Source organism: Paenibacillus sp. FW101-FHT12H11, from assembly GCF_058790355.1.
Genome location: NZ_JBYTCO010000005.1, coordinates 626,732 through 651,487, shown reverse-complemented (window position 1 = coordinate 651,487; position 24,756 = coordinate 626,732). Strand labels below are relative to the sequence as shown.

Sequence of the window (24,756 nt, the reverse complement as noted above, 5' to 3'; positions counted from 1 at the left end):
TATCCAAATTTTCACTTTTTCCAATGCTTGAGTCTGTCACGGTAATTATTTAGTAGTTACTTTTGGGACAGCCTCTTTTATTTTTATGTTACATCTACAAAAAGACATGATCATTTCATAGAAAGTCATTATCTGCGTGTATGCCAATTTAGGCGAGAAAGTCGTAAGCTATTCCTAAGAAAGGAGGCGGTTATGATGTTGACGGATCAGGTTTTTGCGGGAAGTGTGTTCCTTGCAGGATTGCTTTCTTTTTTCTCGCCGTGTATTTTGCCGCTGCTGCCCGTCTTTATGGCTCAACTCAGTGGCGCTACGCCAGGCAGAGACGCGCAAGCCGTCAAAATAGGTAGGATGCAGCTTCGTCCTCATCTTATTGGGAATACGTTGTTTTTTATCCTAGGCATTTCATTCGTTTTTGTTTTACTTGGTTTTGGAGCAGGTGCTATCGGAAATATCATTAATACCTCTTGGTTTATTATCATTTGCGGAGCCATCGTTATCTTATTCGGAATCTTTCAAACAGGTGTATTTCATGTGCTATTTATGCAGCGTGAAAAAAGATTATCCATCGAAATGAATGGGAAAAAGGGTTTCACAGCGGCCTTTATACTCGGCTTTACTTTCAGCTTCGGTTGGTCGCCATGCATTGGCCCGATATTAGCGGCGGTGCTCAGCTTGTCTGCAAGTGAAGGATCTTCCCTGCAAGGCGGCGGTTATATGCTCATTTATGCGCTAGGTTTGGCTATTCCTTTCCTTATTCTTTCCTTCTTTTCGGATTTGCTGGCAGGACGTATAAGAGCACTTAACAAATATTTGCCTAAAGTAAAAGTGATTTCCGGCATTCTGCTCATCGTGATGGGCGTGCTGCTTATGACGAATAATCTAAATGTGATTGCGTCTATATTTTAATGGTGGACAGGAGGAGTTTTATTATGAAGAAAGTAAAATGGTTACTAGTCAGTGTGATTGTGCTTTCACTATTCGTTCTTGCGGCTTGTGGGGATAAAAACGCAACGAAGGCAGCTCAATCCTCATTAAATTCAGGGCAGCCCGCCCCCATGTTTGAGTTGAAGGATCTGAAGGGGAATCAAGTTGATTTGGCTAGTTATGCAGGAGAAAAAGTGTACGTCAAGTACTGGGCTTCTTGGTGTTCGATTTGCTTGGCTGGGCTTGATGAAGTAAACGAATTGGCCGGTCAAGATAACGGCTTTAAAGTGATTACAATTGTCAGCCCAAATTATAAAGGAGAACAATCGACCAAAGCATTTACAGAGTGGTTTAACGGACTGCAAAAGGAGCAAAAAAGCAACTTAACGGTGCTGCTCGATGAAGACGGCAAATGGGCGCAAAAATTTGGGGTAAGAGGGTATCCGTCTTCTTATTACATTGGTTCTGACGGTATTCTGGCAAAGTCAGCGCCAGGCCATAACTTTAATGACGCCATTATTGATAATTTCAAGAAAATCTCTTGATTTTTCATTTGTTAAATAGGAGGAAAAGACATGAAAAGAATTCTGTATGTGAGTTCTCTGCTGCTGCTATTATTTGTTACGGCTTGTGCCAACTCGATTGGGGTTAACGGTAGTTCGAAAGCCGCGGGGTCATCATCAGCGATGTTAGCGAAAAATGAACCTACAACCACCAGATCCGCAAATCCTAATGATAAGATTGATTATTCCAATAGCAAATTGCAGACCATTTATTTGGCAGGTGGCTGTTTCTGGGGTGTGGAGGCTTTCATATCCCGAATTCCAGGCGTACAGGATGTAATTTCCGGTTATGCTAATGGCATTGGGGAAAATCCGACGTATAAGGACGTTGTACGGGAAGACCGCAAATTTGCGGAGACGGTAGAGGTTAAATATGATCCGGCACGAATCGAATTGTCCGATCTGTTGACCCGATTCTTTAAAATCATCAATCCGACAAGCGTGAATAAGCAGGGAAATGATGTAGGCATCAGCTATCGATCAGGCATTTATTATGTCAATGAGAGTGATGTTGCTGTGATCAACGAAGTAGTTGCAAAAGAGCAAACGAAATATGATAAAAAGATCGTGACGGAAGTACTGCCTCTGACGAACTTTTATGTAGCTGAGGAAGAGCATCAGGATTACTTGGAGAAACACCCGGATGGTTACTGTCATGTTGATTTAACGATTTTGGATGAGCCAGTTCAAGTTGACCCTACGAAGTACACTAGACCCAGCAATGAAGAGCTGAAGGCGAAGTTAACCGATCTTCAATATAACGTAACGGTACTCGGAGGCGAGGAGAGAGCTTATTCCAATGAATACTGGGATACGTATGATCCAGGTATTTATGTTGATATCACCACAGGCGAACCCCTTTTCTCCAGTCGTGACAAATATGATTCCGGCTGTGGCTGGCCAAGTTTTACGAGACCGATTGACCCTGATGTGGTAACTTATGAGAAGGACACTAGGTACAATATGGTTCGTACGGCGGTCAAAAGCCGCGTAGGCGGCATTCATCTTGGTCATGTATTTGATGATGGACCTGCCGAATCGACAGGGAAAAGATTCTGTATCGATAGCGCCTCCATCCGGTTTATTCCACTGGACGACATGCAAAAGGAAGGCTACGGATATTTGCGTACAAGTGTTGAATAAATCAGGAGGTAAAACAATGTACAAATTATTGCTCGTGGAGGATGAAGAGCTGATCCGAAATGGGATCAGGCGGCTGGTTCCTTTTGAGAAATTTCACATCACAGAAATTATAGAGGCGGGGAACGGTGAGGAGGCGTATCAGCTATTCCTTGCTCATCGTCCCGATATCGTCCTGTTGGATATTAATATTCCAAAAATGAACGGGCTTGATTTTGCCAGAAAAGCCAAAGAGATGAAGCAAAATGTCAAAATTGCGGTAATAACTGGGTATGATTATTACGATTACGCGGTTACTTCTTTGAAAATCGGGATTGATGATTACGTGCTTAAGCCGGTTTCTAAGGAAGACGTGTATGAGGTCCTGCAAAAGTTAGTGAGTAAGCTTCAAAGTGAACAGCAGCAATCCGAGCTGCAAAGCCTTGTAAGCGATTATAAAACGACGCTGCAAGCAAAAGATGAATCCGATAACAAGGCCTCTATTGCCAAAATTATCGATGAGAATATTGCTAACCCTGATTTCTCCTTAGCCATTTTGGCGGATCAGAAAGGGTTCAGCAGCGGGTACATGAGCGTTCTTTTCAAAAGACTATTTAACGTCTCTTTTCAGGATTACTTAATTGCTGTCCGGCTGGAACGATCAAAGCTTCAGCTTCTGGTCTCGGATTTGAAAATATATGAAATTTCAACAGCGGTCGGATTTGATAATCCGAATTATTTCAGCGCTGCTTTCAAAAAGAAATTTGGGGTCTCCCCCCTGCAATACAGGGAAAGGATTAAATATTCGTGATGAGATTTCCCCGGTCGCTGCAATCTCGTATTTCATTCGTTTATATGCTAATCAGTCTCGTAACCATAGGAATTATCGGCACTGCCTTATATGTGGGCATTTCTAGAGTAGTCATGAATGACTCCATTCAGTCTTCGCAAATGGCCATTTCAAAAAGCGGGGCTTTCGTTGGAGCGTATATAGATCGGTTGTTGGTTTTGTCCAATGTGCTTGCTAACAATCCCCAGACCATCAAGACCTTAGCCTCTCCAACTAAAGAAGGGGAGAAGGATGAGATGCAGCTCATCCGTACTGTGCTGATGTCCGATTCCTATATTAAGTCTGTTGTGGTTATCGGAAAAGACGGCTATATGTTGTCAAATGAAACGAAGCTGAACATGCAACGATCATCCAATATGATGACAGAGCCATGGTATGTAGAAGCAATTAAAGGGAAAGCACCGGCCCTCTCTTCTGCCCGCATGCAGGAATTTGCGATGGACAAGGACAAATGGGTCATTTCGATGAGCCAAGAAGTGAGAGATGAGAACAATCGGAACCTTGGCGTTATCCTATTGGATATCGAATACAATGGCATCGATGATTATTTGAAGGATCTGGATCTGGGGAGTAAAGGTTTTGCATTTATCATTAATAGCCAAGGCGGGATTGTTTATCACAAAGACCCGACATTTTTTGTTGATCCAGCGAAGAAAGAGCAATTAAGGAACATTAGCATGTCAGCTAGCGGTTACGATCGAACGCAAAATGCCCTTATTCAAAAAACACAAATAGCAAACTCCGATTGGACATTGGTCGGCGTTAGTTCGCTGGATGGTTTACTGCAAATTCGCACTCAAATGATTCGATCTTTTGTTATTGTTGGTTTAGGGCTGTTAATCATTCTTGTTACGTTGTCATTAATCATTGCCAGAAGCATCACGCGGCCGGTTCATCGATTAGAGGAAGCTATGCAAAAAGTAAGAGAGGGTACGTTGGAAGTAAGTGTGCCTGAATCCGGCGTGACGGAAGTACAGGGGCTTGCTCAACATTTTAACCTGATGGTTTCCGAAGTTCGTAGATTGCTCGAGGAAATTGAAACGAAGGAAAAAGCGCTGCACACCTATGAACTAAAAGTGCTGCATAGCCAAATCAATCCGCATTTTCTATATAATACGTTGGATACGATCGTCTGGATGGCCGAATTTAATGAAAGCGAACGGGTCATATCTACAACCAAAGCGTTGGCCAAGTTTTTTCAATTGTCACTAAGCGGAGGAAGCGAGATGACGACGATTGAAAATGAAATGAACCATGTCGCTCAATATTTATTTATTCAGAAGGAGCGATATGGAGATAAACTTCATTATCAGCTGGATTTCGACCCAGCGTTAGCGGTCAAAGTCATTCCTAAAATCATTTTGCAACCTATTGTGGAAAATGCGATTTATCACGGCATCCGGGAAAAAGAAGGATCCGGATTCGTGGAAATTACCTGCAACTATACGGATGATGGACATGTGCAGTTCATTGTGAGGGATGATGGCGTGGGCTTCGACCCGCTTGCTCATCGCTTAAATATAGACGACGAACCATCAAGTGTTCAGCCCAAGTTAGGCGGTGTTGGCATCAATAACGTAGATGAACGCTTAAAACTTTACTATGGCAGAGAATATGGGGTTCATATCCAATCCCGTTTGGGAGAAGGAACAACAGTAACCATCATCATACCGTGAGAACTCCGAAGATGACTCATCAGGAAGGGAAACGATTCTTGTGAACAAATCTAAATTAATGGTAAACTTTATAATCGTTGTGCTGCTAGTCGCCCTATTAGGAACCGTATACACGGAAATAGATGCTTGTTTTTTGAATAATTAACTGAACTTGATCCACGGGCTCGAACACATTGGTGTGCTTTATGAAGCTAGAACTGTGGACAACAATATCATCGAATTTCATGCTGCATATCATTCATAACATGAATTAATTAAGAAGAGGCCCTCCCTTAAGTCATTTAATGACCGTGGGAGCGCCTCTTTTTTGAACATTAGTTAGCCATTAAATAGCGACAAATCTAAGAATTTGAAGAAGGAAAAGTCTTCTGAGAACGACGATACCACGATTATTCATAAATCGAAGAACAATGGAGTTACGATTTCTGGAGACCACACGACCGTTAAAAACGGTAATGAACCCATTGGCACTGCGGTAAACAATACCATAAAAGTGGTTGATTAATAAAGCCATTTCTATCATTCCTTTCTAGCGAGGATACTTTAGGATATGCTCGAATGACTTGTCTGTGAGGGCTCATTTAATAGATTAGTATGGAATTTTGAATTGTTTCTGAATATTTACATCACGGAAGATCACCTACTTCATATCCCCATTGGCATATGTTATGGTTAAAGAAAATTGAAATAGATCCATGCAACTCGCAATACATTGAAACTGTAGGAACAGTTATTTATATCCGTTTATAAAAGTTTGTGATGAAAGGTGGTATTTCAACGATGCCTTTTAATCCTCGTATCTTAATTCTTACGGCTAGTTATGGTAATGGACATATTCAAGCTTCTAAAGCGCTGCAGCAGCAGTTCTTCAAACAGGGGATAGAGCAAGTGAAAATTGTTAATCTCATGAAGGAAGGCCATCCTTGGATCTACTCCATAACTTCTTCGTTAATCAGTAAAAGTACGAAAAGCTCTAAATTAGGGCTCGACTACTATGGTTGGAGCTATTATTTAACACGTGAAACGAAAGAGACCGCGCTATTTCAGAAATCAATGACATATTTGGGTCAAAAGAAACTGAGAGAACTCATTCAAAAAGAACGTCCGGATGTTGTGGTCAACACGTTTCCTTTCGGCGCGGCTCCAATCGTTTGTAGTGCAATGGGGGTCAAAAATTTTACAGTACTCACGGATTACGCGTTACATGCAACTTGGCTGCATCCAAAAGTCGATCGGTATTATGTGGCAACGGAAGATTTGAAGCAACAAATTATTTTTAAAGGATATAACAAGGATTGTATAGAAGTCAGCGGCATTCCGCTGAAACAAGAGTTCGCAGCAGCGAGCATTCGTGCACAATCGCAATCTCTGCAAAAGAAAATTATCCTTATCATGGCTACGGAAAGCGGAGTAACCAGTTATCTGGATGAAATGTTGGATTCGCTGCTGCTTCTTGAAGACTGTCAATTAGTTGTCATCTGTGGTCATAACGAGAAATTGAAAGATCGACTTGAGGCAGATTTTGCTGCGCACCCGGGGATCACCATTCTTGGTTTTGTTGATAATGTTCATGAGTGGATGTCAAGAGCCATGTGTATTGTAACGAAAGCAGGCGGCTTAACATTGACAGAGGCTATAGCTTTGCGACTGCCGGTTTTTGTATATAAGCCAAACGGCGGTCAGGAGAAAGAAAATGCCTTATATTTATCCAGGCTCGGTGTAGCTTCAATCGCCTATAAGATGGAGGACTTTTACATAAATATTGAGCAATTCATACGGCATCCCACTAAAAGCGATGAAATGAGAGCTCGCATGGCCTCGTTGCAGCGCCATCATGCAGCGGCTCACATTGTTAATGATATGATGATGGTTTTGGATAATCCAATCATGTCCGCTTTAATTTGAGTTAGGAATGGATCAAGGAGTCTGCTGCAAAGCAGCTCCTTTTTTTGTTGAGGAATTAGGTTGGAAAAGAGCGAATATGAGAAGCATTTGCTGAAAGGCTGCTCCGAACATACATTGAATGACAAGATGCGTCTAATAACGAGCGAGTTGTTCGGAAAATAGAAGAAAATATTATTTCTAAGGAAATAAGGGAATATCAAACATAACACTGACTGTTGCCTAGCATTAAGTTAGATATGACCCCTTTAACGTTTGTTTCAAGTTATGATAGCAACTTGAAAGTACAAATTGATTTTGATTGGAATGGAAAACATGCGGATGAGTTTCAGGACAGAAATCAACAGTTCAGAAGGGCGATAATTGAGTTTATAATTGCGAACGATCAGCTTTTTGTACCACTTGAACTTACTAGGGACATCTATTTAGCTGAGTCTTTATTGGCCAAACAAGCATGGTGTGTTAACAGAAGTTTTCATTTAATTGGTGAACGCTTGATTAGGGATGGCGGAATCCAAATCTTAGATGATTTCTTAATTCAGCATTTAAATGATTGCGGGAGAAATACGAAGGAGAAGGAGTTAAGTGAGAAGTATATAATAGGATAATCTAAGACAAGGCCTTGTTAACATCACTGGAAATGTCCCGGTGAGTAACATAAAATCATCAAGCCGAATTTTATTAAAAGAATTTTTAAGAGATTAAGTAAACGTTAATTCTGTTAAGTATTAATTGGGATGCAAAACTTAACCAGGAGACACCTACCGGTGTCTTTTTTTATTCGACAAAACGAATCGAATTATGCCGATATTCGGCAGGGAACTAGTTCATTAGACATATTTTGAGCGGCGTATAGAGGGGAAAGGTCTCATAGGTAGAAAAAGGTAATTGACAACCTTTTTTACACCTAATGATGGAGGTGAAGCACGGTGCTGCGACGCCCTGTACCCATTTTTGTCCAGTTGCTCGCGGGGATGTTCTTGATTGCCGCACTGGCGATCGCGCTTACAAATTTGCTGAATTACCGCATGACGTCACAGATTGTGCTCAACCGCACCGCAAGCTATACCCAAGAATCCGTGGAACAGCTGTCAGCCAAAATCGACGTGTTGCTTCGCCAATACGATCAGGCTACACAAATGGTTGCTTTCGATGAGAAAGTGCTGGCTGCTTTAAAAGCGGATGTTCCCCCGCAAGCTGCTGAACCTCAAGTTTCCATGGACCTAAATCGGTATTTGGCGGAAAAAATACGCTACATTGCCGGGGATATGCTGCTTCATTTATTTGACCGCAATGGACATGCGTACGCTTCCAATGAATCTCTGCAGTTATTCTGGCGGATGGCGGACGATGTAGCTGCTGTAAGCTGGTACAGCAAAATGCAAACGCTTGACGGACACATGCTGTGGGTATACGGGCCTGCCTGGCGGGACGGCGAAATCCCGGCGATCATCGGAGCCCGTAAGCTGAAGGACCCCTCAAGCCTGACACCGCTCGGGGATGAATTTATTGTCTTTCCGGTGGATAAAATCAACCGGATTATTGGCGAAACAGGCCAACGAATCGAGCGCAAGGTGCAGGTAATGGATTCCATCGGCAATATCGTGTATTCTACGGTTCCACGAGAAATCGGTACGGCTGCGGATGTAGGCTTGTTCAGTAAATTTGGAAGAAATACGCAACCCTTCTTCGAATGGAAGACAAGGGAGGATCAGCGACAAGTGCTGGTGTCTTATGCAAAATCCTCATACAGCGGTTGGACGACTATCGCCTATTTCAAACCTGAGGCAGTCAACAGCGAGGCTTCTCAAATTTGGGCGCATGCCTTGCTCACCATGGGTGCAGGCATCCTCATTGCCTTAGTGTTTGTGACGTACTTTACATGGACGCTTACCAAACCAATCCGGCTGCTGGCCGATGGCATGAATCGACTCCGTAAGGAAGGGGTCAAGCCGATTGACAAACCATTTGCGAGCCGTGAAATCACTAGACTTTATGCCAATTACAATGCCTTGGTGGAAGAGTTGGAGGACGTTGTAGAGCGGCTCTCGGAGCAGCAAATTACGGTGCAGTGGGCGCAGTTGGTTGCACTTAAAGCACAGTTTAGACCTCACTTCTTGTACAATTCTCTCAATCTGATTTACTGGACCATTGAGGATGAACGGCCGGATCAGGCGCAAGCTATGACACTAGCGCTAAGTGAACTCCTCCGTTATAGTGTCCACCCATCGACGGATCTCGTAACATTAGGTGAAGATATGGAACAGCTGAATCGTTATTTGCTTTTGCAGCGAGCAAGATACGGGGAGAAGTTTCAGGTAAGCATAGAGGTGGAGGATGGGCTGGAACAACAACGCGTAATACGACTCGTACTCCAACCTCTAGTCGAGAATGCTTTCCATCATGGTTTGGAGCAGCAAGAGGAGGGGAATTGGCAAATCCGAGTGCGGATCTACCGGCAAGACGGCATGGTGAAGTGCTCTGTGGAGGACAACGGCGTAGGGATGACGCAAGAGGCATTGCAAATGTTGGAGGTATCCATCCATCAAGAACAAAGTTTTGAGAAGCAGGGACGAGGAATCGGACTGAGCAACCTTCACAAGCAGTTGCAAGCATTCTTCGGTCCAAGCAGCGGGATTAGGCTCTCCAAGAGTCCGCTAGGCGGGCTGCAGGTTATGCTGTCTTTGCCGCTTCATACTTCGGAGATGGTTACGGCTCCACCCTTATTGTCCAAGAAAGGGGGGACCGGCGCTGCTTAATGATCGAAAAGGAAATCAATCTACCTTATGGCTCATTGTTTGCCTGGTGAGTTTCTTATTCTTGACTTCTTGTGAACCTCAAGCAGCTTTACCTAGCGTGAACGAAAACACGTCGCAAGTCGTGAAACTTCGTATTTGGCTATGGCCGGGAAGTGGACTTGAACGGCTCGTTAAGAAGTATATGGCCCAACATCCCGAAGTGGATGTGGAGATTGTCAGCTTTCAGCTTGACGATGTTTTGCCGGGGCTAATGACGTCCCTTGCTACCAAAGCGGATACGCCAGATCTCGTTCTTCTTGAGGCTTCTCAACTAAATCAAGTAAAGCGTTTTCAAAACGAATTTTTTAATCTTTATGATTATGGCGATGAAAGGGAGCACTACTTGGATTGGAAATGGCGCCAAGCAGAAAGCAAAGATGGCGGCTTTCTGTTTGCGATGCCAGTGGACATCGGCCCTGTCGCATTAGCGTACCGCCGGGACTTGTTTCAGATGGCAGGGCTGCCGGTCGAACGCGAGGAAGTGGCCGAAGTTCTAACCAATTGGGAACAAATGGAGCAGGTTGGCTTGGAAATCAAGAAGAAAACAGGCGCTTATCTTATCGATAATTTGACCAACGTATTTATGAGCTATTTGAACCAGTTCGACGGTTATTACTTGACGCCGATGGATCACGAACTTGATCCGCATGTGAAAGAAGCTTGGGATCAAGCTATACGCTTCCATAAGCTCGGGTTAAATGCGGGCCTTCCGTCGCAATCTTCCGCCTGGGCTGCAGCAGCCGTAAACGGAAAGTTTGCCGTTGTTGTTGCACCCTCTTGGCTTCATGGAGCTTTCAAGAAAGTTGCCCCCTCTACCGCAGGTGTCTGGGATCTAGCCCGAGCCCCTGGACTTCCCTCGAACTGGTCAGGGACATGTCTGGCTGTTCCACGGACGAGCCGAAATCCTCGTGCAGCCTATGAACTCGCTCAGTGGCTGACGGCTCCGCCACAGCAACTGGACAATTTCATTGGCAGCGGTAATTTCCCTTCCACACCGGAGTCTTATTCGACTCGGGAGTTTCTAGAGGTGCGGGACGCTTTTTTTCATGACGCACCTGTCGGTCAGATCTACTCCTACACGGCACTTCGTTACAAAGGGGCTTACAATGATTTTGAATATGAAGGGATTGAACGAATGATAAAAGAGGGTCTGCGCCGAGTGGAATCAGAGGGAGCGGATCCAGAACATACATGGGAGGATATCGTCCGCCGATTCAAGCAGATAAATACGGGAGGTTGATCGTGATGTTTACAATTCTTGTTGTCGATGATGAAGCAAATGTGCGCCACCCGGTGTGCAGAACCCTTTCACGCTTAGATGGCGTTGGAGAAGTGCTGGATGCAGCGAATGGAGTTGAGGCAATGGCTTTGTTAAAAAAGCAGAAAGTCCACCTCCTTATTACGGATATCCGTATGCCTGCAGCAGATGGTCTGCAATTAGCGGAATTTGCGCGAGAGCATTCGCCTGGAACCGATGTATATGTACTCACGGGGCATGCTGAATTCGATTATGCGCAGAAGGCAATGGAACACGGGGTTCATGCCTATTTGCTCAAGCCATTGTCCAAGGAAAAGCTCAGGGAGGTATATCTCGCATCGTACGAGAAACATCGTCGCAGGCAGGAATCTCAGCAAGTTAATGTCATTAGAGAACGCGCGCTTCTGGAAAAGCGCCTTCATGATCTCCTCCAAGGCGTGCCGGTCCCAACCTTCGATGAAGGCTTGATTCCGACACACAAGAAGGTGATGCTCGTTTCCTTTTCAACCAAGGACTTGAGGTCTTTAGGGGAAGCTTCGGTGCGTTATTTTATACGGGAGTGCGCTTATGAAGCATTTAGCCGTCTGGGCACAGCAGCCGTGTGTCTGGAGGACCGACTCGTCACGGTCGTGCTGTTTGCCAATCAATGCGATCAAGAGGCTTGGGAGAGGGAAGTACAAGAGACGTCGAAGTGGATGGCGGCTAAGCTGCGGATTGAGGTAAAGACTGGGTATGGGGGAGCGACGAAGGAAATCGGGGATCTTAGCTTGATGTACATACGCAGCATGATCAGCCTTGGATTCACAGAAATTACGCGTAAAGAAAGTGGCGGTGAATCGTTCCCGCCGATTATCCGAGCGCTCCTAGGCTATATTCACAAAGAGTATGCCAGTGCAGCAAACTTATCCGACTTTGCCCAGCAATACCAAATCAACCCCAATTATTTGAGTAACCTATTTCACCAGGAAACAGGGATGACTTATACGCACTATTTAACGCAACACCGACTGACTGAAGCTAAAAAGTGGTTAAGAGATACGAATTTAAAGATTTACGAGGTGTGTGAAAAAGTAGGCTACAAGGACCCAGCTTATTTCAGCCGAATCTTTAAAACATTCGAGGGGATAGCTCCGGGGGCTTATCGGACGGTGGACGGAACTTTCCTAACTTAAGTCCAAGAAATCGAAGATGCGTTACCTATACGGGTTGTCCACCCCTGTTTATACTAAATGTAAGGGCTTTCTTAATAGGCTCGAAATTTGAAGGGAGCGTTAATCGATGAAAAACGTGTCGAAGGGTAAGGCCTTAGGTTTACTAATGGCTTCCGTCCTCCTTCTTAGTGCTTGCAGCAGTGGTGGAGGAGCGCCGGAAGCAGTAAAAACGGATGCGAAAGCAAGCGATGGCAAGAAAGTTCAATTGCAAATGTGGTTTTGGCAGGGGGCTTCATTCGAGAAAATCATTCCAGAGTTTAACCGCACCCATCCTAACATCGAAATCATTCCGCAAATTTACAAATGGGAAGATGCGCACAAAAAGCTTTTAACGGCGATGTCAGCCGGATCTGGAGCTCCGGATATCGCAATGATCGATATTTCCCAGTTGGATCAGTTTCTGAAATACCCAGATAAATTTAATGATCTTAATACGTTTGGCGCCAAGGATATGGCTAAAGACTTTCTAGAATGGAAGTGGAAACAGTCCACGGTTGGCGAGAAACAGCTTGGTCTTCCCACGGATATCGGTCCGATGGTGCTCTACTATCGGCAGGATTTGTTCCAACAAGCTGGATTACCGTCCGAACCGAACGACGTTGCAGCCAAGATCAAGACGTGGGACGATTTCCTAGCTGCAGGTAAAACGCTTAAAGAGAAAACGGGCGCCGATATTTTATCCAATCCAAATGAACTTTTCGGCGCTATTCGCGATCAAGGGGATGAGTTGTATTTTGATAAAGACGATCAGCTCATCATTGAAAAAAATCCGCAAGTAAAAAAGGCTTTGGACTATTTTAAAAAGGCTCGTGATATGGGTATTGCGGGTAGTTACGATCAGAAGAATGCGCTTCAAGAATATTCAGCAGCTCTCAACTCTGGCAAAATTGCCACGTACATTTCAGCCGCATGGGGCCGAGGGCATGTCGAAACCCGTGCTCCGGATACGAAAGGCAAATGGCGTGCAGCGAAAATTCCGGAAGGCACTGGCAACATGGGCGGATCTTTCCTGACCATCCCTAAGGAGTCCAAATACGCTAAGGAAGCTTACACCGCTATTAGTTGGTTAATTTCTCCGCAGCAGCAGCTTGAAGTCTTTAAACTATCCGGCAACTTCCCTTCAACTCCATCCGTATATGGGGACAAGGCCTTTACGGAAACGGGCTATGAGTTTTGGGGCAATCAGAAGCTAGGTGTGTTGTACTCTGAAGTTGCTAAGGACGTAAAAGTGCAGCGTAAGGGGCCGAACTATCAAACGGTTGCGGATATTATTGGCGACGGCATGCAAGCTGTAGCGGTCGATAAAACGAAAGATCCTGATAAAGAGTTCTGGTCACTCGTCGAGAAAGCCAAAACGAAATTGAAGAATAAATAAAGGCCAATAGGGGGCAATCTCGATTCACTAGCCCATAGCGGTGATGGAAGCGAATTGCTCCCTGTAGGTATATCTTATGAGGATAGGATGTGGAGCCGATGAAAGGGTTCAAAGCCCATCTGGCGCCCTACGTAATGATTTCTCCATTTTATATTCTCTTTATCGCTTTCAGCCTGTTTCCGATCCTGTTCTCGCTGTATCTGGCGTTTCATTCCTGGGATGGACTCGGCCCCATGGAGTTTGTAGGGCTACGCAATTTTCGTAATTTGTTGACGGACGATCCGGAATTCTGGACATCGGTCGGCAACACGTTTGTCATTTGGTTTCTGTCCACCGTGCCTCAATTGTTCGCTGCGCTCGTGATTGCCTTTTTGCTTAATGCAGCTTTTATGCGGTTTAAGGACTTTTACCGGGCGGTTTATTTTCTGCCTAACATTACTTCGATTGTAGCTGTTGCTATCATTTTCGGATCGTTTTTTGGCAGCCAATTCGGTCTCATTAACGGCCTGCTGCAGGCCATAGGGCTTCCTCGCATTGAATGGATTAATGATCCGTTTTGGGTGAAAGTTGCCATCTCGCTTATGGTCATTTGGCGTTGGTCCGGTTATAACGCCATTATCTATTTGGCGGGACTTCAGAGCATCCCGCACGATTTATACGAAGCTGCGACTATTGACGGAGCCAGCCGCAAGCAGCAGTTCTTCAGCATTACGCTGCCGCTTCTGAAGCCAATTATTCTCTTTACCGTTATTCTCTCAACGATTGGCGGCATGCAGCTGTTTACGGAACCGCTCATTCTGGTTGGCAATACCGGAGGAGCGACGAAAGGCGGCCTGACGCTGGTGTTATATCTGTATAATCAGGCGTTTGGCAACCAAATGTTCGGTTATGCTTCCGCCGTTGCATGGATGCTGTTTCTGATTATCGGTATATTTTCATTTGTGAATTGGAAGTTTGTCTCAAGAGGGGAGGGAGTCTGATGGTGCCATCATCTTCCAAAGTATCCTTCGGACGCGTCATCACTGCCGTTGCTGTGAAAAAGACAAGAGCCCCAGGCACCCTCTGGCTCCATGTTGTCATGATCACCGGGGCGATTCTATCCCTGTTTCCTTTCTATTGGCTGCTTGTCATGTCAACAGCGACGACGGCGGATATGTTCCGGTTTCCGCCTCGGCTTCTGCCTGGGGACCAACTGCTTGTCAATATTGGAAAAGTGCTTGATCATGTCGGCTTTTTCCGCTCATTTGGCAATAGCCTTCTTGTTGCGGGTACACATACGGCGTTGGTGTTGTTTTTCTGCTCTTTAGCAGGATTCGCCTTTGCGAAATTTCAGTTTCCAGCGAAGGCGCCGTTATTCTTCTTTTTATTAGCGACCATGATGGTACCCCAACAGCTAGGGCTAATTCCACAATTTATCATTATGCAAAAGCTTGGTTGGATTAATGATCTCAAAGCGCTTATTGTACCAGGAGCGGCTAGCGCGTTCGGTATCTTCTGGATGCGGCAGTATACGACTTCCGTCGTGCATGACGAGCTTATTAATGCAGGTCGAATAGATGGCTGTAACTCGTTCGACCTTTATTGGAGAGTCGCGCTTCCAGTACTGCGTCCAGCACTTGCAACACTTGGGATCATTACATTTCTAGGGTCATGGAACGATTACTTGTGGCCGCTTGTCGTCATTTCGGTGCAGGAAAAGTTTACAATCCAGATGTTGATTGCCTCTATGAACGGGGTGTACAGTACGGATTACTCCATGGTGATGGCGGCTACATTAATGGCTACTGTGCCGCTCATCATTGTATTTTCGCTATTTAGCCGCCAGTTTATTGCCGGTCTTATGCAAGGGTCCGTGAAAGATTAATAGTTAACAGAGTTAAACGTTCACTCTAGGAGTGGGCGTTTTTTTGTGCAGATGGATTGCCTTCAATCGTGTACAATGAGAAAAAGATAGGCATGACGATAAGCACCCTATTCAAAAAAATAATGAGGTGAGCATAATGAATGAGTCTGCTTTACACTTTTATGATGAACTTGCAGAAGACTACCATTTAATTTTCGAAGAATGGACACGAGCCGTTATTTCTCAAGGGGACACATTAAGCAGAATCATCCGTTCAAAATTCACGTCTTTGGTTACAGAAGAAATGACACTGTTGGATTGTTCTTGCGGGATTGGCACACAGGCAATAGGCTTGGCATTAAACGGATTTAAAGTGACTGCGACAGATTTAAGTCCAGTGTCCGTTGAAAGAGCGAAAAAAGAGGCTATGTCTTTTGGGGTAGAATTGAGTGGAGGAGTAGCAGATTTTCGAACGTTGGACAAAGACGTTTCCGGAATGTTTCATATCGTTCTTTCGGCCGATAACGCGATCCCTCACCTTCTTGCGGACGAAGATCTGCTTAAAGCTGCTAGTAATATGTATAATAAATTGGAAAATAATGGATTTCTCTTGATTACAATAAGAGATTATGATGAATTGGTAAAATTGAAGCCAAAAACTACGGAACCGCGTATTTTTGATCAGGGAAAGCGCATTGTTTTTCAAGTGTGGGACTGGGAAGAGGATTCGGCTACTTATCTGACTAATCACTTTATTATGCAAGAAATTGACGGCGTGTGGAAAACTAAGCATAATAAAACGAGATACAGAGCGTTGCTGCGTGAGGAATATAGCCGTATTTTGGCGCAAGCGGGATTCTCTTCCATCGAATGGCTGATGCCATCCGAAACAGGGTATTACCAGCCGATTGTCACTGCGCGAAAAAAATAAAAGCGTAAAAGGATGGTGCAGATGTCTCAACCACTCGTCTATGTTCGATTCCCTGAAGAAGCGGACATTGCACAGATCATTGCAATGAACAAGCGCAACAGGGAGTTTTTTGAACAATTTTCTCCAAGCAATTCAGATGACTATTACACGGAAGAGCACATGCTCCAATGGATGAATAAAAGCAGGATCGATCGTATGGAGGATCGGAAATATTCCTTCGTGATATGCCAAACGGAAGATGATCAGATCGTCGGCACCATCGGGCTCACGTATGTCGTACGAGGACCGCTGCAGAGCTGCATGATTGGCTACAATTTGGACCAGGCGGCTAACGGAAAGGGTTATATGACGGAAGCAGTGAAACAAGTGGTACGTTATGCTTTCGAGGAATTGAGGATTCACCGGATAATTGGCGAAGCTTCTCCTAAGAATCCTGGTTCAATTCGCGTGCTAGAGAAGGCCGGGTTCCACAAGGAAGGGATCTCCCGCAGCAATGTGAAGATCAATGGCGTGTGGGAGGACCATCAAGTTCTGGCTATTATTAATCCCAATCCGGATATTTAGACGATTTAAAACGATGATCAGACCCCTGTTGTGGGTCTTTTTTTGCACTTCATCTTGTGGCCAGATGTGAGGAAAAATAGGGGCTTGACTTGGAGTTAACTCCAAGGGGTAGACTAGTTTTGTAGAAGACGATATGAATTTGAAAGTGAGGAACAATCAAATGGACTATGTGAAACTTGGGAATACGGGTTTGGATGTATCGCGAATTTGTCTAGGATGTATGAGCTTCGGTGTCGCTGAGCGGTGGGTTCATCCATGGGTGCTTGATGAAGAGCGCAGCCGTCCTATTATCAAAAAAGCGCTGGAGCATGGGATTAACTTTTTTGATACGGCGAATGTGTATTCAGACGGAACCAGCGAGGAAATCGTTGGACGCGCGCTGAAGGACTACGCCAATCGCGATGAAATTGTTCTTGCAACGAAGGTTCATTTCCGTATGCATCAAGGTCCGAATGGTGCCGGTCTTTCCCGCAAAGCGATCATGAGTGAGATCGATAAAAGTCTTAAGCGATTAGGAACAGATTATGTAGATCTGTATCAAATTCATCGCTGGGACTACAACACACCAATTGAAGAAACCATGGAAGCCATGCATGATATTGTAAAGGCAGGGAAGGCAAGATACATTGGTGCTTCCGCGATGTACGCCTGGCAGTTCCTGAAGGCATTGCACACGGCTGAGAAAAATGGATGGACCCGATTTGTGTCGATGCAAAATCATTTGAACCTCATATACCGTGAAGAGGAGAGGGAGATGCTCCCGCTTTGCAGGGAAGAGAAAATCGGCGTCATTCCATATAGTCCCCTTGCTTCAGGACGATTGACACGTGATTGGTCGGAAGCGACACATCGTTCCGAAACCGATCAAGTTCAGAAATCAAAATATGATGCTACGGCAAATACGGATAAAGAAATTGTTGAGCGTGTTGCGGCAATCGCGGAGCAGCATGGTGTCCCGCGGGCGCAAATCGCGCTTGCCTGGTTGTTACAGAAGGAGCCAGTAACAGCGCCTATTATTGGTGCAACGAAAATGTCTAATCTTGAAGACGCTGTAGCGGCTCTTTCCATAACGCTAACTCGTGAAGAAGTTGCTTCACTCGAAGAGCCATATGTACCTCATCGGGTCATTGGTGCAGTTTGATTTATAGAACGATTGAGAAAGGGGGGCGAGCAACATGTTAATAGCCGAAGCAAGTGAAAAATTTGACTTGTCACAAGATACTCTTCGTTATTATGAACGAGTTGGACTCATTCCAAGGGTGAATCGAAATAAAAGCGGAATCAGGGATTATACGGAAGAAGATTGCAGATGGGTTGAATTTATTAAATGTATGCGGGGTGTAGGCCTTCCAGTTGAAGTTTTGATTGAGTACGTAGCGTTGTTTCAACAGGGAGATGAGACGAAAGAAGCTAGAAAAGACCTCCTCGTTGAGCAGCGTAAGCAGCTCAGAACAAGGATGCAAGATATGAAAAATGTGTTGGAACGCCTGGATGATAAAATTACGAGATATGAACAAACCATTGCTGTAAGAGAAAAAACACTAAATAGAGCGTTAGACTAGTCTTGCATCTATGAGAAACCACATGCGACAACTTCCTATTCTTACGATATAATAGTAGTTGAAAACGTTTCCGAGAGGGGCTGAAGCTGTGGGTAGAAACGATCGATTAGGCGAGCGGTTGACTCCGCTGTTGAAGAGCTTTATGGAGAAAGGGCCAGTTGGCTGTGCCTGTACGGTCGTACACCGGGGAGAAGTGATCTACCAGGAAACCCTGGGGTATGCGGATTTGGACAAAAAGCAAGAGATCAATCTTAACACCGTTTACCGGATTTATTCCATGACCAAAGTAGTGACTTGTGTTGCAGCACTCATGCTTTATGAGAAAGGCCTTTACTTGCTAAACGATCCGCTAGGTGATTATTTGCCGGAGTTTCAAAACCCACAGGTGTACAAGTACAATGATTTCGGTGTGAAGACATTGGTTCCGGCGGGAGCTCCGATTCGGATCAAGGATCTGTTTATGATGACTTCCGGGATTACATATGGTGGAGACGGCAACGAAACGGAGCGCCAAACGCGTGCGAAATTGGAAAAAGCTGCTGAGACCATGGACACTCGAACGGCGGTCAAAGCGATAGCCTCTGTGCCGCTTGCATTTGAGCCCGGTACTCGTTGGAAATACGGCATGAGCCACGATGTTCTTGCCGCATTGATTGAAGTGCTGTCAGGCCAAAAGTTCGGGGATTTTGTGGAGAAGGAAATTTTCGAGCCTCTTGGCATGAAGGATACCACCTTCCGAATTCGAGAGGATCAGCTTGACCGCTTGTGCACGATGTATGATTGTGCTGCTGATGGCACAATGACGCCTAACACTAGATTGGATGCCTGCTATCAGCCGGATTGTCAGTTGGAGAGCGGAGGTGCAGGGCTGCTTTCGACAATTGGCGATTACAGCAAATTTGCGCAAGTACTTGCGAATGGGGGCGAACTGGATGGAACGCGCATCTTAAGCCCGAAAACCGTTCAATTGATGGCAACGAATCATTTGAATGCTCAACAGCTGCGTGATTTCGACTGGTCGCAAATGAGCGGCTATGGCTATGGCCTCGGCGTCCGTGTCTTGCTGGATCCTGCAGCAGGCGGAAACAACGGTTCAATCGGTGAATTCGGTTGGGCGGGGATGGCAGGATCCTATTTGCTAATTGATCCCAAAGAAGAAATCTCGATTGTCTACATGCAGCAGCTGCTTCCGAGCCGCGAGCCTTTTATTCATCCGCGGATACGGGCTGTTGTTTATGGGGCGATGGAGTGAGGTTTCTCAGCATGTAAAAAAAGAGGCGACCCCAAGGTCATTACAATGACCGAAGGATTGCCTCTTTTCATTAGGCAAACTTATTCAACAATATTGATTGTCACTTCGATGTTGCCTCTCGTTGCTTTGGAGTAAGGGCATATTTGATGAGCCGCTTCGGCAAGCTCTCTAGCCACTTGTTGGTCAACTCCGTCAACGGTCACATCGAGTTCTGCGGATAACTGAAATCCGCCGTCGTCCGTTTTGTTAATTGTAATATGGGCCGTTACTTGTGTGCCCTCTACTTTGATGCCTTTTTGGCGAATCGCCAGATTCAGCGCGCCATCGAAACAAGCGGAATAGCCTGCCGCAAAAAGTTGCTCCGGGTTCGTGCCATGGCCGCCTGGCCCCCCGAGCCCTGTTGGCGTTTTGAGTTCAAGGGAGATGACTTGGTCGGAAGAGACCACTTTCCCGCTTCTTCCACCGACTGCTGTTACGGTTGCTGTGTATAGGCTTTGCATGATGATCTGCTCCTTATGGTACATGATTAATGTGAGTCCCCTATACATTACCCGAAAAAAGTGGATATTATGAGAAAATTTTCTTTATTTTTAACTTATGTTTGAGTGCCTTGTAGATATGGTAATTACGGCCAATTGTGACTTAAAACACAGCTGATTGGCGAATAAACTATACGTATAAGGAGGAAATCGTCCATGAGTAACCTTACAAACCTTGCAAACCGATATAGGATCGTTCAACCGCTTAAGCAAATAACGAATGGACAGATCGTGAGAGGGAAGGATGTATCCTCTGAGCGGGATGTTCTTTTATATATATTTCAAGAAAGTGATGCATTAGCGCACGAGGAAGTTTTACGGTGGATGAAAAAAGCGTCGCAGATCTCCAACGAGTTTTTCATGCAGATGCTGGACTTCGGTTCGGAAGAAGGATCGTTGTATGCCGTACTTCGGGCGGAGTCGGGGAATCTATTATCCGATCGGCTGAACGATATGGAGATAACCGGGCACAAAGCACTTACGTATGTACACGAGTTGGCTATCGCAATTCGAGAAGCACAACAAAAACAGCAGATGGCGTATTCGGTTGAAGTGAATAATCTTTGGATCACTGATAACGGTCAGCTGCAGATCATGAATCGTTGGATGGAGGGGAGCAACGGGAGGCGCGGTGCTCCAGGTCTGGGTTTGTTGCTTTATCAGCTTGCTGCGAAAAGCGATATTCCAACGTCCTCAATGAGTGCTTACTCATTTGAGATGAGTTTGTTATTTGCCGACATGGCAGAAGCAACTCGGGAACGTGCCGTTGCATTAGCCTGCAAGGCGTATGAAGGCTTGTGCACGCTTGAAGATTTTCAGCTGGAGTTGGAGGAAATCCTTGGTATTTCTGGCGAGAAGCGAGAACCTCGTACGCAATTCGATGCCAAAACTTCTACTTTTAGCGAGAAAAAGATTGTCCTCAAATGGCCATTGATCGCGTCCGTCGGAGTCTGTGTACTTGTTTTGGTCTTCTTCTTATCGATGCGTCCGCACGCGGACTATGCGAACGATGCGAAGAAGCCGACGACGGCTAAGCCCGATTCCGCAGCGGTATCGACAAGTGGGGCAGATTCTTCGAAATCATCTGCATCGCCAACACCCGATCGTACTCCCACACCCTTGGTTGAGCCTGGAGATGGCCAAACCCATCCGACTCCTGCTGGCGATAGCTCAGGACAAGATGATCACGGCGTCGTTCCGGATCTGGTCAATCAAACGAGGGAGGAGGCAGAGAAGATGGCTTTGGACGCAGGTCTTCGTTACGAGTTTTTCTTGGAGTCGAGCAGCGCCGCCCAGGGAACCGTATTCAAGCAAGACATCCCACCAGGAACTGCGATTCATAATGGTGACCGTATTACGTTTTGGGTCAGCAAAGGGTCTTAAAGTGATAATTACAGCAAATGTAGACGCATTTACAATCATTCGTATGGTCCAAAAGAACTGTTCCTTTACGCAGGAGGCAATTGTGCTCTAAAGTTGACCCTGTACGGAGTCGTCTCAGAGAAAGAGGGATGATGAATGAAAGGAGCGGTGTTCGATAAATGAGCGAAGCGGGACATTTGGTTGAAAGAGTTGCACTGCCCAAGACAAGCCGATCTTACAAATTAGGCGTAATTGGTTTAGGTGAAGGCCGCAGTATCCTTTCGGCTGCCTTGCAAAGTCATCGTTGGGAATTAATTAATGTGTGTGACATTAATGAAGAAATGTGCAAGTTGCGTTGTGAAGAATTCGGACTTACCCGGTATACACGCCAATACGAGGACTTGCTGAACGATCCTGACATAGAAGTCATAGCGATCTATACACCTGATCAACTTCATGGCCAACATATCAAGATGGCGTTGGAAGCGGGTAAACATGTCATTGTAACTAAGCCGCTGCTTCCTTCACTCGAAGAAGCTAACGAGCTGCTTCATGTGTGGAAATTATCGGGTAAGCATGTGTTTGTCGGGCAAAGCTCCCGCTTTTTTGAAGGGATGATTCACCAGCGGAACGATTTTTTGGCCGGCCGCCATGGTGAATTGGATACGGTTGAGGCTTATTACATCTCAGATTCTCGCTGGTTTCTGCAAAAGGATTGGAGCCGTCAGAAGGGTTTTAGCTGGATGTACAACTTTATGATTCACGCTGTTGATTTGGCCAAATGGTATTTGCCTGACATCGAGGAAGTGTTCGGTTATGGCCATTCGAGCAGTAATAACAAGGCTTATGGTCTGACCGTTCCTGACACGATGAGATTCGTAATGAAAGACACGGAAGGCCGTATTGCACAAGTATCCGGTTCCTATACCAAGCCGACGATCAAGCATGTGGATCCCGGGATCAGTTGTACGCTCAGAGGAACGAAAGGCACAAGTAGAGCGGTATACTCCAAGCTGCTCTATCACACGCATTTCCCGCCAGAACAGCCGCTGACATATTCGTATGAAGAAAAATTCCCCTATTATTTCCGGTTCGAGGGAGCAAGCCATCATGCCGGCGAGTATCAAAATTATATCGAATATTTTGCCGAGTGTTTGGACCATGGCAGGGCGCCAAAGCCGGACTTGAAAGAAGGCATACACACCATAGCCTTGATGACGGCGATGGAACGAAGCATGGAAAAGGGGCAGCCGGTGAAAGTAAAACAAATTATGCATGATTTTTCTTTGGATTTGTAATCAGCCTTGTAGGAGGAAATAACCGTGCTAACTTCCTTAGAGCTTGATCTTGTCGAAAAGCTAATCTTAAGCGGGCAGAGCCCCGAACAAAAACGCGATTCTGCGCGCGAGATTTTGGATGCGCTTTCTGTAGAAGAGTTAGAGGCATATGGGACGAAAATTAACCATTACCAGAACCAGTTGGGGAATCCTGATGACACCTATTGGTTTTCTTTACAAGAAGTGAAAAAGCTTATGCAAAATGAAATAAACCGCAGGAGAATTGCCACATTAGGATTAACATATTCGAATGGTGAGCCTGCAGCAATGAGTGGCGCAGAACTTGCTTCGATGCTCAAAAGCAATGTTAGATTTAAAAGCACAGACGGCATTAAAGATGCTACTTTAAAGCTGTCGGAAGAAGACCGCGCTTGGTGGCACGATGCCAAGCTCGGCATGTTCATCCATTGGGGAGCATATTCCATCCTTGGAAGAGGGGAATGGGTCATGCATCATGAACAGATCCCCGCGGAAGATTACCGAAACATCGCGATGTCCTTTCATCCGGAAGCCTTTGATGCGGATCAATGGGTGATGCTGGCGAAGGATGCCGGCATGAATTACATGGTGATGGTAGCGCGCCATCACGACGGTTTTGCCCTTTGGGACAGTCCGGGCAGCTACGAAAACTATACAACCATGCAGGCGGCGGCTAGACGCGACTTCATCCAAGAATATACGGAGGCCGCAGAGCGTCATGATATTCATGCCGGTCTCTATTATTCACCGATGGATTGGCGCTTCCCGGGGTACTTTGATCCAGTGGAACAGTACGAGAGTGCGCTGCAGATGAAGCAGCAGCTCTATGATCAAGTATCGGAGCTCATGACCGGTTACGGTCCAATAGATATTTTGTGGTATGACGGCTCATGGCTGTCCCACAAAGGTTCGGATGCTGGTGGCGCCTGGTTATGGGAACCTGTCAAACTGAATCGGATGGTTCGCACGTTTAATCCGAAGGTTGTGATTAATGAACGATCCGGCTGGGAAGGCGATTTCAGCTGTGACGAAGGGCCGCATGACATTCGCGGCGGCATCATTCCATTCCCGTGGGAGAAAAATTTCAGCGTCAGCGGTTCATGGGCTTGGCAGCCGGGGAATAAAGCGATGGCTCTGGAAAAGGTGCTGGATTTAATTCTTAACGTTTTTGTTCGAGGAGGTAATGCGCTGCTGAACGTCACACCGGATAAAGACGGGAAGATTCCGGACGATCAAGTGCTGTTATTTCGACAAATCGGAGAATGGATGAAGGTTCATGGGGAGAGCATTTATGGAACCAGAGGAGGACCTTTTCAACCGCTGGATGATGTCTACGGTGCTACTTACAGGGACAATGTTATCTATCTACATATATTTAATCCTGAAGCATTCAATCATGTGCTCCTTCCGGCAATTCAGCAGCAAGTACTCGCCTGTGAAACAATTTCGGGTATAGCCATCCCTTACCGGCAGCAAGCAGATGCAATTTCCATCCAACTGCCTGAAGATTGTGTGGAAGCGATAGATACGATTGTGAAAATCACCTTAGATAGAGCTGTCGAGGGCATCTTGACTAACTAGTTTCTACTGTGTTACCGGTCAACTTAGGTTGATCGGTTTTTTATATACCAAGGAATAATGATGAAAACAAGTAGGAACTTTAAACTCCCCACCCTTTTTGAAATAAAGTATAATAAAGAAAATAATGGAT

Annotated in this window: 22 protein-coding genes; 21 read left to right on the top strand and 1 reads right to left on the bottom strand. The window is 45.5% G+C overall.

The features are described from left to right. Positions 1–192 precede the first annotated feature (192 nt). From AC3WTJ_RS19735 to AC3WTJ_RS19650, 18 genes are all read left to right on the top strand, one after another. On the top strand, positions 193–906 hold the full coding sequence (locus AC3WTJ_RS19735) for a cytochrome c biogenesis protein CcdA (protein WP_492523264.1): 714 nt from the start codon (positions 193–195) through the stop codon (positions 904–906). A gap of 23 nt (positions 907–929) precedes the next feature. After that, complete coding sequence (locus AC3WTJ_RS19730) at positions 930–1,469, top strand: redoxin family protein (protein WP_492523263.1); 540 nt, start codon at positions 930–932, stop codon at positions 1,467–1,469. 30 nt (positions 1,470–1,499) lie between these two features. Further along, complete coding sequence (gene msrB, locus AC3WTJ_RS19725; protein WP_492523262.1) at positions 1,500–2,630, top strand: peptide-methionine (R)-S-oxide reductase MsrB; 1,131 nt, start codon at positions 1,500–1,502, stop codon at positions 2,628–2,630. A 16-nt stretch (positions 2,631–2,646) separates the two neighbouring features. Further along, positions 2,647–3,417 (top strand): response regulator transcription factor, encoded by a 771-nt coding sequence (locus tag AC3WTJ_RS19720; protein WP_492523261.1) that lies wholly within the window; start codon positions 2,647–2,649, stop codon positions 3,415–3,417. After that, positions 3,417–5,132 carry a cache domain-containing sensor histidine kinase gene (locus AC3WTJ_RS19715; RefSeq protein WP_492523292.1) on the top strand — a complete coding sequence of 572 codons (1,716 nt, stop codon included), beginning with the start codon at positions 3,417–3,419 and terminating at the stop codon, positions 5,130–5,132. Before AC3WTJ_RS19720 ends, AC3WTJ_RS19715 begins: the two co-directional genes overlap by 1 nt. A gap of 780 nt (positions 5,133–5,912) precedes the next feature. Next, a complete protein-coding gene (locus AC3WTJ_RS19710) occupies positions 5,913–7,037 on the top strand; it encodes an MGDG synthase family glycosyltransferase (RefSeq protein WP_492523260.1) in 1,125 nt (374 codons plus the stop codon). Positions 7,038–7,312: 275 nt separating this feature from the next. Beyond that, positions 7,313–7,642, top strand: a complete 330-nt coding sequence (locus tag AC3WTJ_RS19705) for a hypothetical protein (protein WP_492523259.1) — start codon at positions 7,313–7,315, stop codon at positions 7,640–7,642. 321 nt (positions 7,643–7,963) lie between these two features. After that, positions 7,964–9,793, top strand: a complete 1,830-nt coding sequence (locus AC3WTJ_RS19700) for a cache domain-containing sensor histidine kinase (RefSeq protein ID WP_492523258.1) — start codon at positions 7,964–7,966, stop codon at positions 9,791–9,793. Between the two features lie 97 nt (positions 9,794–9,890). After that, complete coding sequence (locus tag AC3WTJ_RS19695; protein WP_492523257.1) at positions 9,891–11,072, top strand: ABC transporter substrate-binding protein; 1,182 nt, start codon at positions 9,891–9,893, stop codon at positions 11,070–11,072. 5 nt (positions 11,073–11,077) lie between these two features. Beyond that, complete coding sequence (locus AC3WTJ_RS19690) at positions 11,078–12,262, top strand: response regulator transcription factor (RefSeq protein WP_492523291.1); 1,185 nt, start codon at positions 11,078–11,080, stop codon at positions 12,260–12,262. A gap of 106 nt (positions 12,263–12,368) precedes the next feature. Further along, positions 12,369–13,676, top strand: a complete 1,308-nt coding sequence (locus AC3WTJ_RS19685; protein WP_127454324.1) for an ABC transporter substrate-binding protein — start codon at positions 12,369–12,371, stop codon at positions 13,674–13,676. 98 nt (positions 13,677–13,774) lie between these two features. Beyond that, complete coding sequence (locus AC3WTJ_RS19680) at positions 13,775–14,656, top strand: carbohydrate ABC transporter permease (RefSeq protein WP_127454326.1); 882 nt, start codon at positions 13,775–13,777, stop codon at positions 14,654–14,656. Positions 14,657–14,754: 98 nt separating this feature from the next. After that, positions 14,755–15,540 carry a carbohydrate ABC transporter permease gene (locus AC3WTJ_RS19675; protein ID WP_407873061.1) on the top strand — a complete coding sequence of 262 codons (786 nt, stop codon included), beginning with the start codon at positions 14,755–14,757 and terminating at the stop codon, positions 15,538–15,540. A 136-nt stretch (positions 15,541–15,676) separates the two neighbouring features. Next, positions 15,677–16,450 (top strand): class I SAM-dependent methyltransferase, encoded by a 774-nt coding sequence (locus AC3WTJ_RS19670; RefSeq protein ID WP_492523256.1) that lies wholly within the window; start codon positions 15,677–15,679, stop codon positions 16,448–16,450. A 21-nt stretch (positions 16,451–16,471) separates the two neighbouring features. Beyond that, a complete protein-coding gene (locus AC3WTJ_RS19665) occupies positions 16,472–17,014 on the top strand; it encodes a GNAT family N-acetyltransferase (RefSeq protein WP_492523255.1) in 543 nt (180 codons plus the stop codon). 160 nt (positions 17,015–17,174) lie between these two features. Then, a complete protein-coding gene (locus tag AC3WTJ_RS19660) occupies positions 17,175–18,155 on the top strand; it encodes an aldo/keto reductase (protein ID WP_492523254.1) in 981 nt (326 codons plus the stop codon). A 34-nt stretch (positions 18,156–18,189) separates the two neighbouring features. Continuing rightward, entirely contained in the window at positions 18,190–18,576 is a 387-nt protein-coding gene (locus AC3WTJ_RS19655; protein WP_492523253.1) for a MerR family transcriptional regulator, read from the top strand. Between the two features lie 88 nt (positions 18,577–18,664). Then, positions 18,665–19,828 (top strand): serine hydrolase domain-containing protein, encoded by a 1,164-nt coding sequence (locus AC3WTJ_RS19650; RefSeq protein WP_492523252.1) that lies wholly within the window; start codon positions 18,665–18,667, stop codon positions 19,826–19,828. Positions 19,829–19,908: 80 nt separating this feature from the next. Here the strand turns inward: AC3WTJ_RS19650 and AC3WTJ_RS19645 are convergent, their stop codons facing one another. Then, positions 19,909–20,328 carry an organic hydroperoxide resistance protein gene (locus tag AC3WTJ_RS19645; protein WP_157326349.1) on the bottom strand — a complete coding sequence of 140 codons (420 nt, stop codon included), beginning with the start codon at positions 20,326–20,328 and terminating at the stop codon, positions 19,909–19,911. Between the two features lie 195 nt (positions 20,329–20,523). Here AC3WTJ_RS19645 and AC3WTJ_RS19640 point away from each other — a divergent pair, with 195 nt between their 5' ends. From AC3WTJ_RS19640 to AC3WTJ_RS19630, 3 genes are all read left to right on the top strand, one after another. After that, positions 20,524–21,750 (top strand): PASTA domain-containing protein, encoded by a 1,227-nt coding sequence (locus AC3WTJ_RS19640; protein ID WP_492523251.1) that lies wholly within the window; start codon positions 20,524–20,526, stop codon positions 21,748–21,750. A gap of 158 nt (positions 21,751–21,908) precedes the next feature. Then, positions 21,909–23,027 (top strand): Gfo/Idh/MocA family protein, encoded by a 1,119-nt coding sequence (locus AC3WTJ_RS19635; protein ID WP_492523250.1) that lies wholly within the window; start codon positions 21,909–21,911, stop codon positions 23,025–23,027. 24 nt (positions 23,028–23,051) lie between these two features. Then, positions 23,052–24,626, top strand: a complete 1,575-nt coding sequence (locus tag AC3WTJ_RS19630) for an alpha-L-fucosidase (RefSeq protein WP_492523249.1) — start codon at positions 23,052–23,054, stop codon at positions 24,624–24,626. The last annotated feature ends 130 nt before the right edge of the window (positions 24,627–24,756 follow it).

Bases quoted from the DNA above. Each gene is read 5' to 3' on its own strand.
- AC3WTJ_RS19735 (WP_492523264.1), top strand. From the start codon at position 193: ATGATGTTGACGGATCAGGTTTTTGCGGGAAGTGTGTTCCTTGCAGGA.
- AC3WTJ_RS19730 (WP_492523263.1), top strand. From the start codon at position 930: ATGAAGAAAGTAAAATGGTTACTAGTCAGTGTGATTGTGCTTTCACTA.
- msrB (WP_492523262.1), top strand. From the start codon at position 1,500: ATGAAAAGAATTCTGTATGTGAGTTCTCTGCTGCTGCTATTATTTGTT.
- AC3WTJ_RS19720 (WP_492523261.1), top strand. From the start codon at position 2,647: ATGTACAAATTATTGCTCGTGGAGGATGAAGAGCTGATCCGAAATGGG.
- AC3WTJ_RS19715 (WP_492523292.1), top strand. From the start codon at position 3,417: ATGAGATTTCCCCGGTCGCTGCAATCTCGTATTTCATTCGTTTATATG.
- AC3WTJ_RS19710 (WP_492523260.1), top strand. From the start codon at position 5,913: ATGCCTTTTAATCCTCGTATCTTAATTCTTACGGCTAGTTATGGTAAT.
- AC3WTJ_RS19690 (WP_492523291.1), top strand. From the start codon at position 11,078: ATGTTTACAATTCTTGTTGTCGATGATGAAGCAAATGTGCGCCACCCG.
- AC3WTJ_RS19685 (WP_127454324.1), top strand. From the start codon at position 12,369: ATGAAAAACGTGTCGAAGGGTAAGGCCTTAGGTTTACTAATGGCTTCC.
- AC3WTJ_RS19680 (WP_127454326.1), top strand. From the start codon at position 13,775: ATGAAAGGGTTCAAAGCCCATCTGGCGCCCTACGTAATGATTTCTCCA.
- AC3WTJ_RS19675 (WP_407873061.1), top strand. From the start codon at position 14,755: ATGATCACCGGGGCGATTCTATCCCTGTTTCCTTTCTATTGGCTGCTT.
- AC3WTJ_RS19670 (WP_492523256.1), top strand. From the start codon at position 15,677: ATGAATGAGTCTGCTTTACACTTTTATGATGAACTTGCAGAAGACTAC.
- AC3WTJ_RS19665 (WP_492523255.1), top strand. From the start codon at position 16,472: ATGTCTCAACCACTCGTCTATGTTCGATTCCCTGAAGAAGCGGACATT.
- AC3WTJ_RS19660 (WP_492523254.1), top strand. From the start codon at position 17,175: ATGGACTATGTGAAACTTGGGAATACGGGTTTGGATGTATCGCGAATT.
- AC3WTJ_RS19655 (WP_492523253.1), top strand. From the start codon at position 18,190: ATGTTAATAGCCGAAGCAAGTGAAAAATTTGACTTGTCACAAGATACT.
- AC3WTJ_RS19645 (WP_157326349.1), bottom strand. From the start codon at position 20,328: ATGCAAAGCCTATACACAGCAACCGTAACAGCAGTCGGTGGAAGAAGC.
- AC3WTJ_RS19640 (WP_492523251.1), top strand. From the start codon at position 20,524: ATGAGTAACCTTACAAACCTTGCAAACCGATATAGGATCGTTCAACCG.
- AC3WTJ_RS19635 (WP_492523250.1), top strand. From the start codon at position 21,909: ATGAGCGAAGCGGGACATTTGGTTGAAAGAGTTGCACTGCCCAAGACA.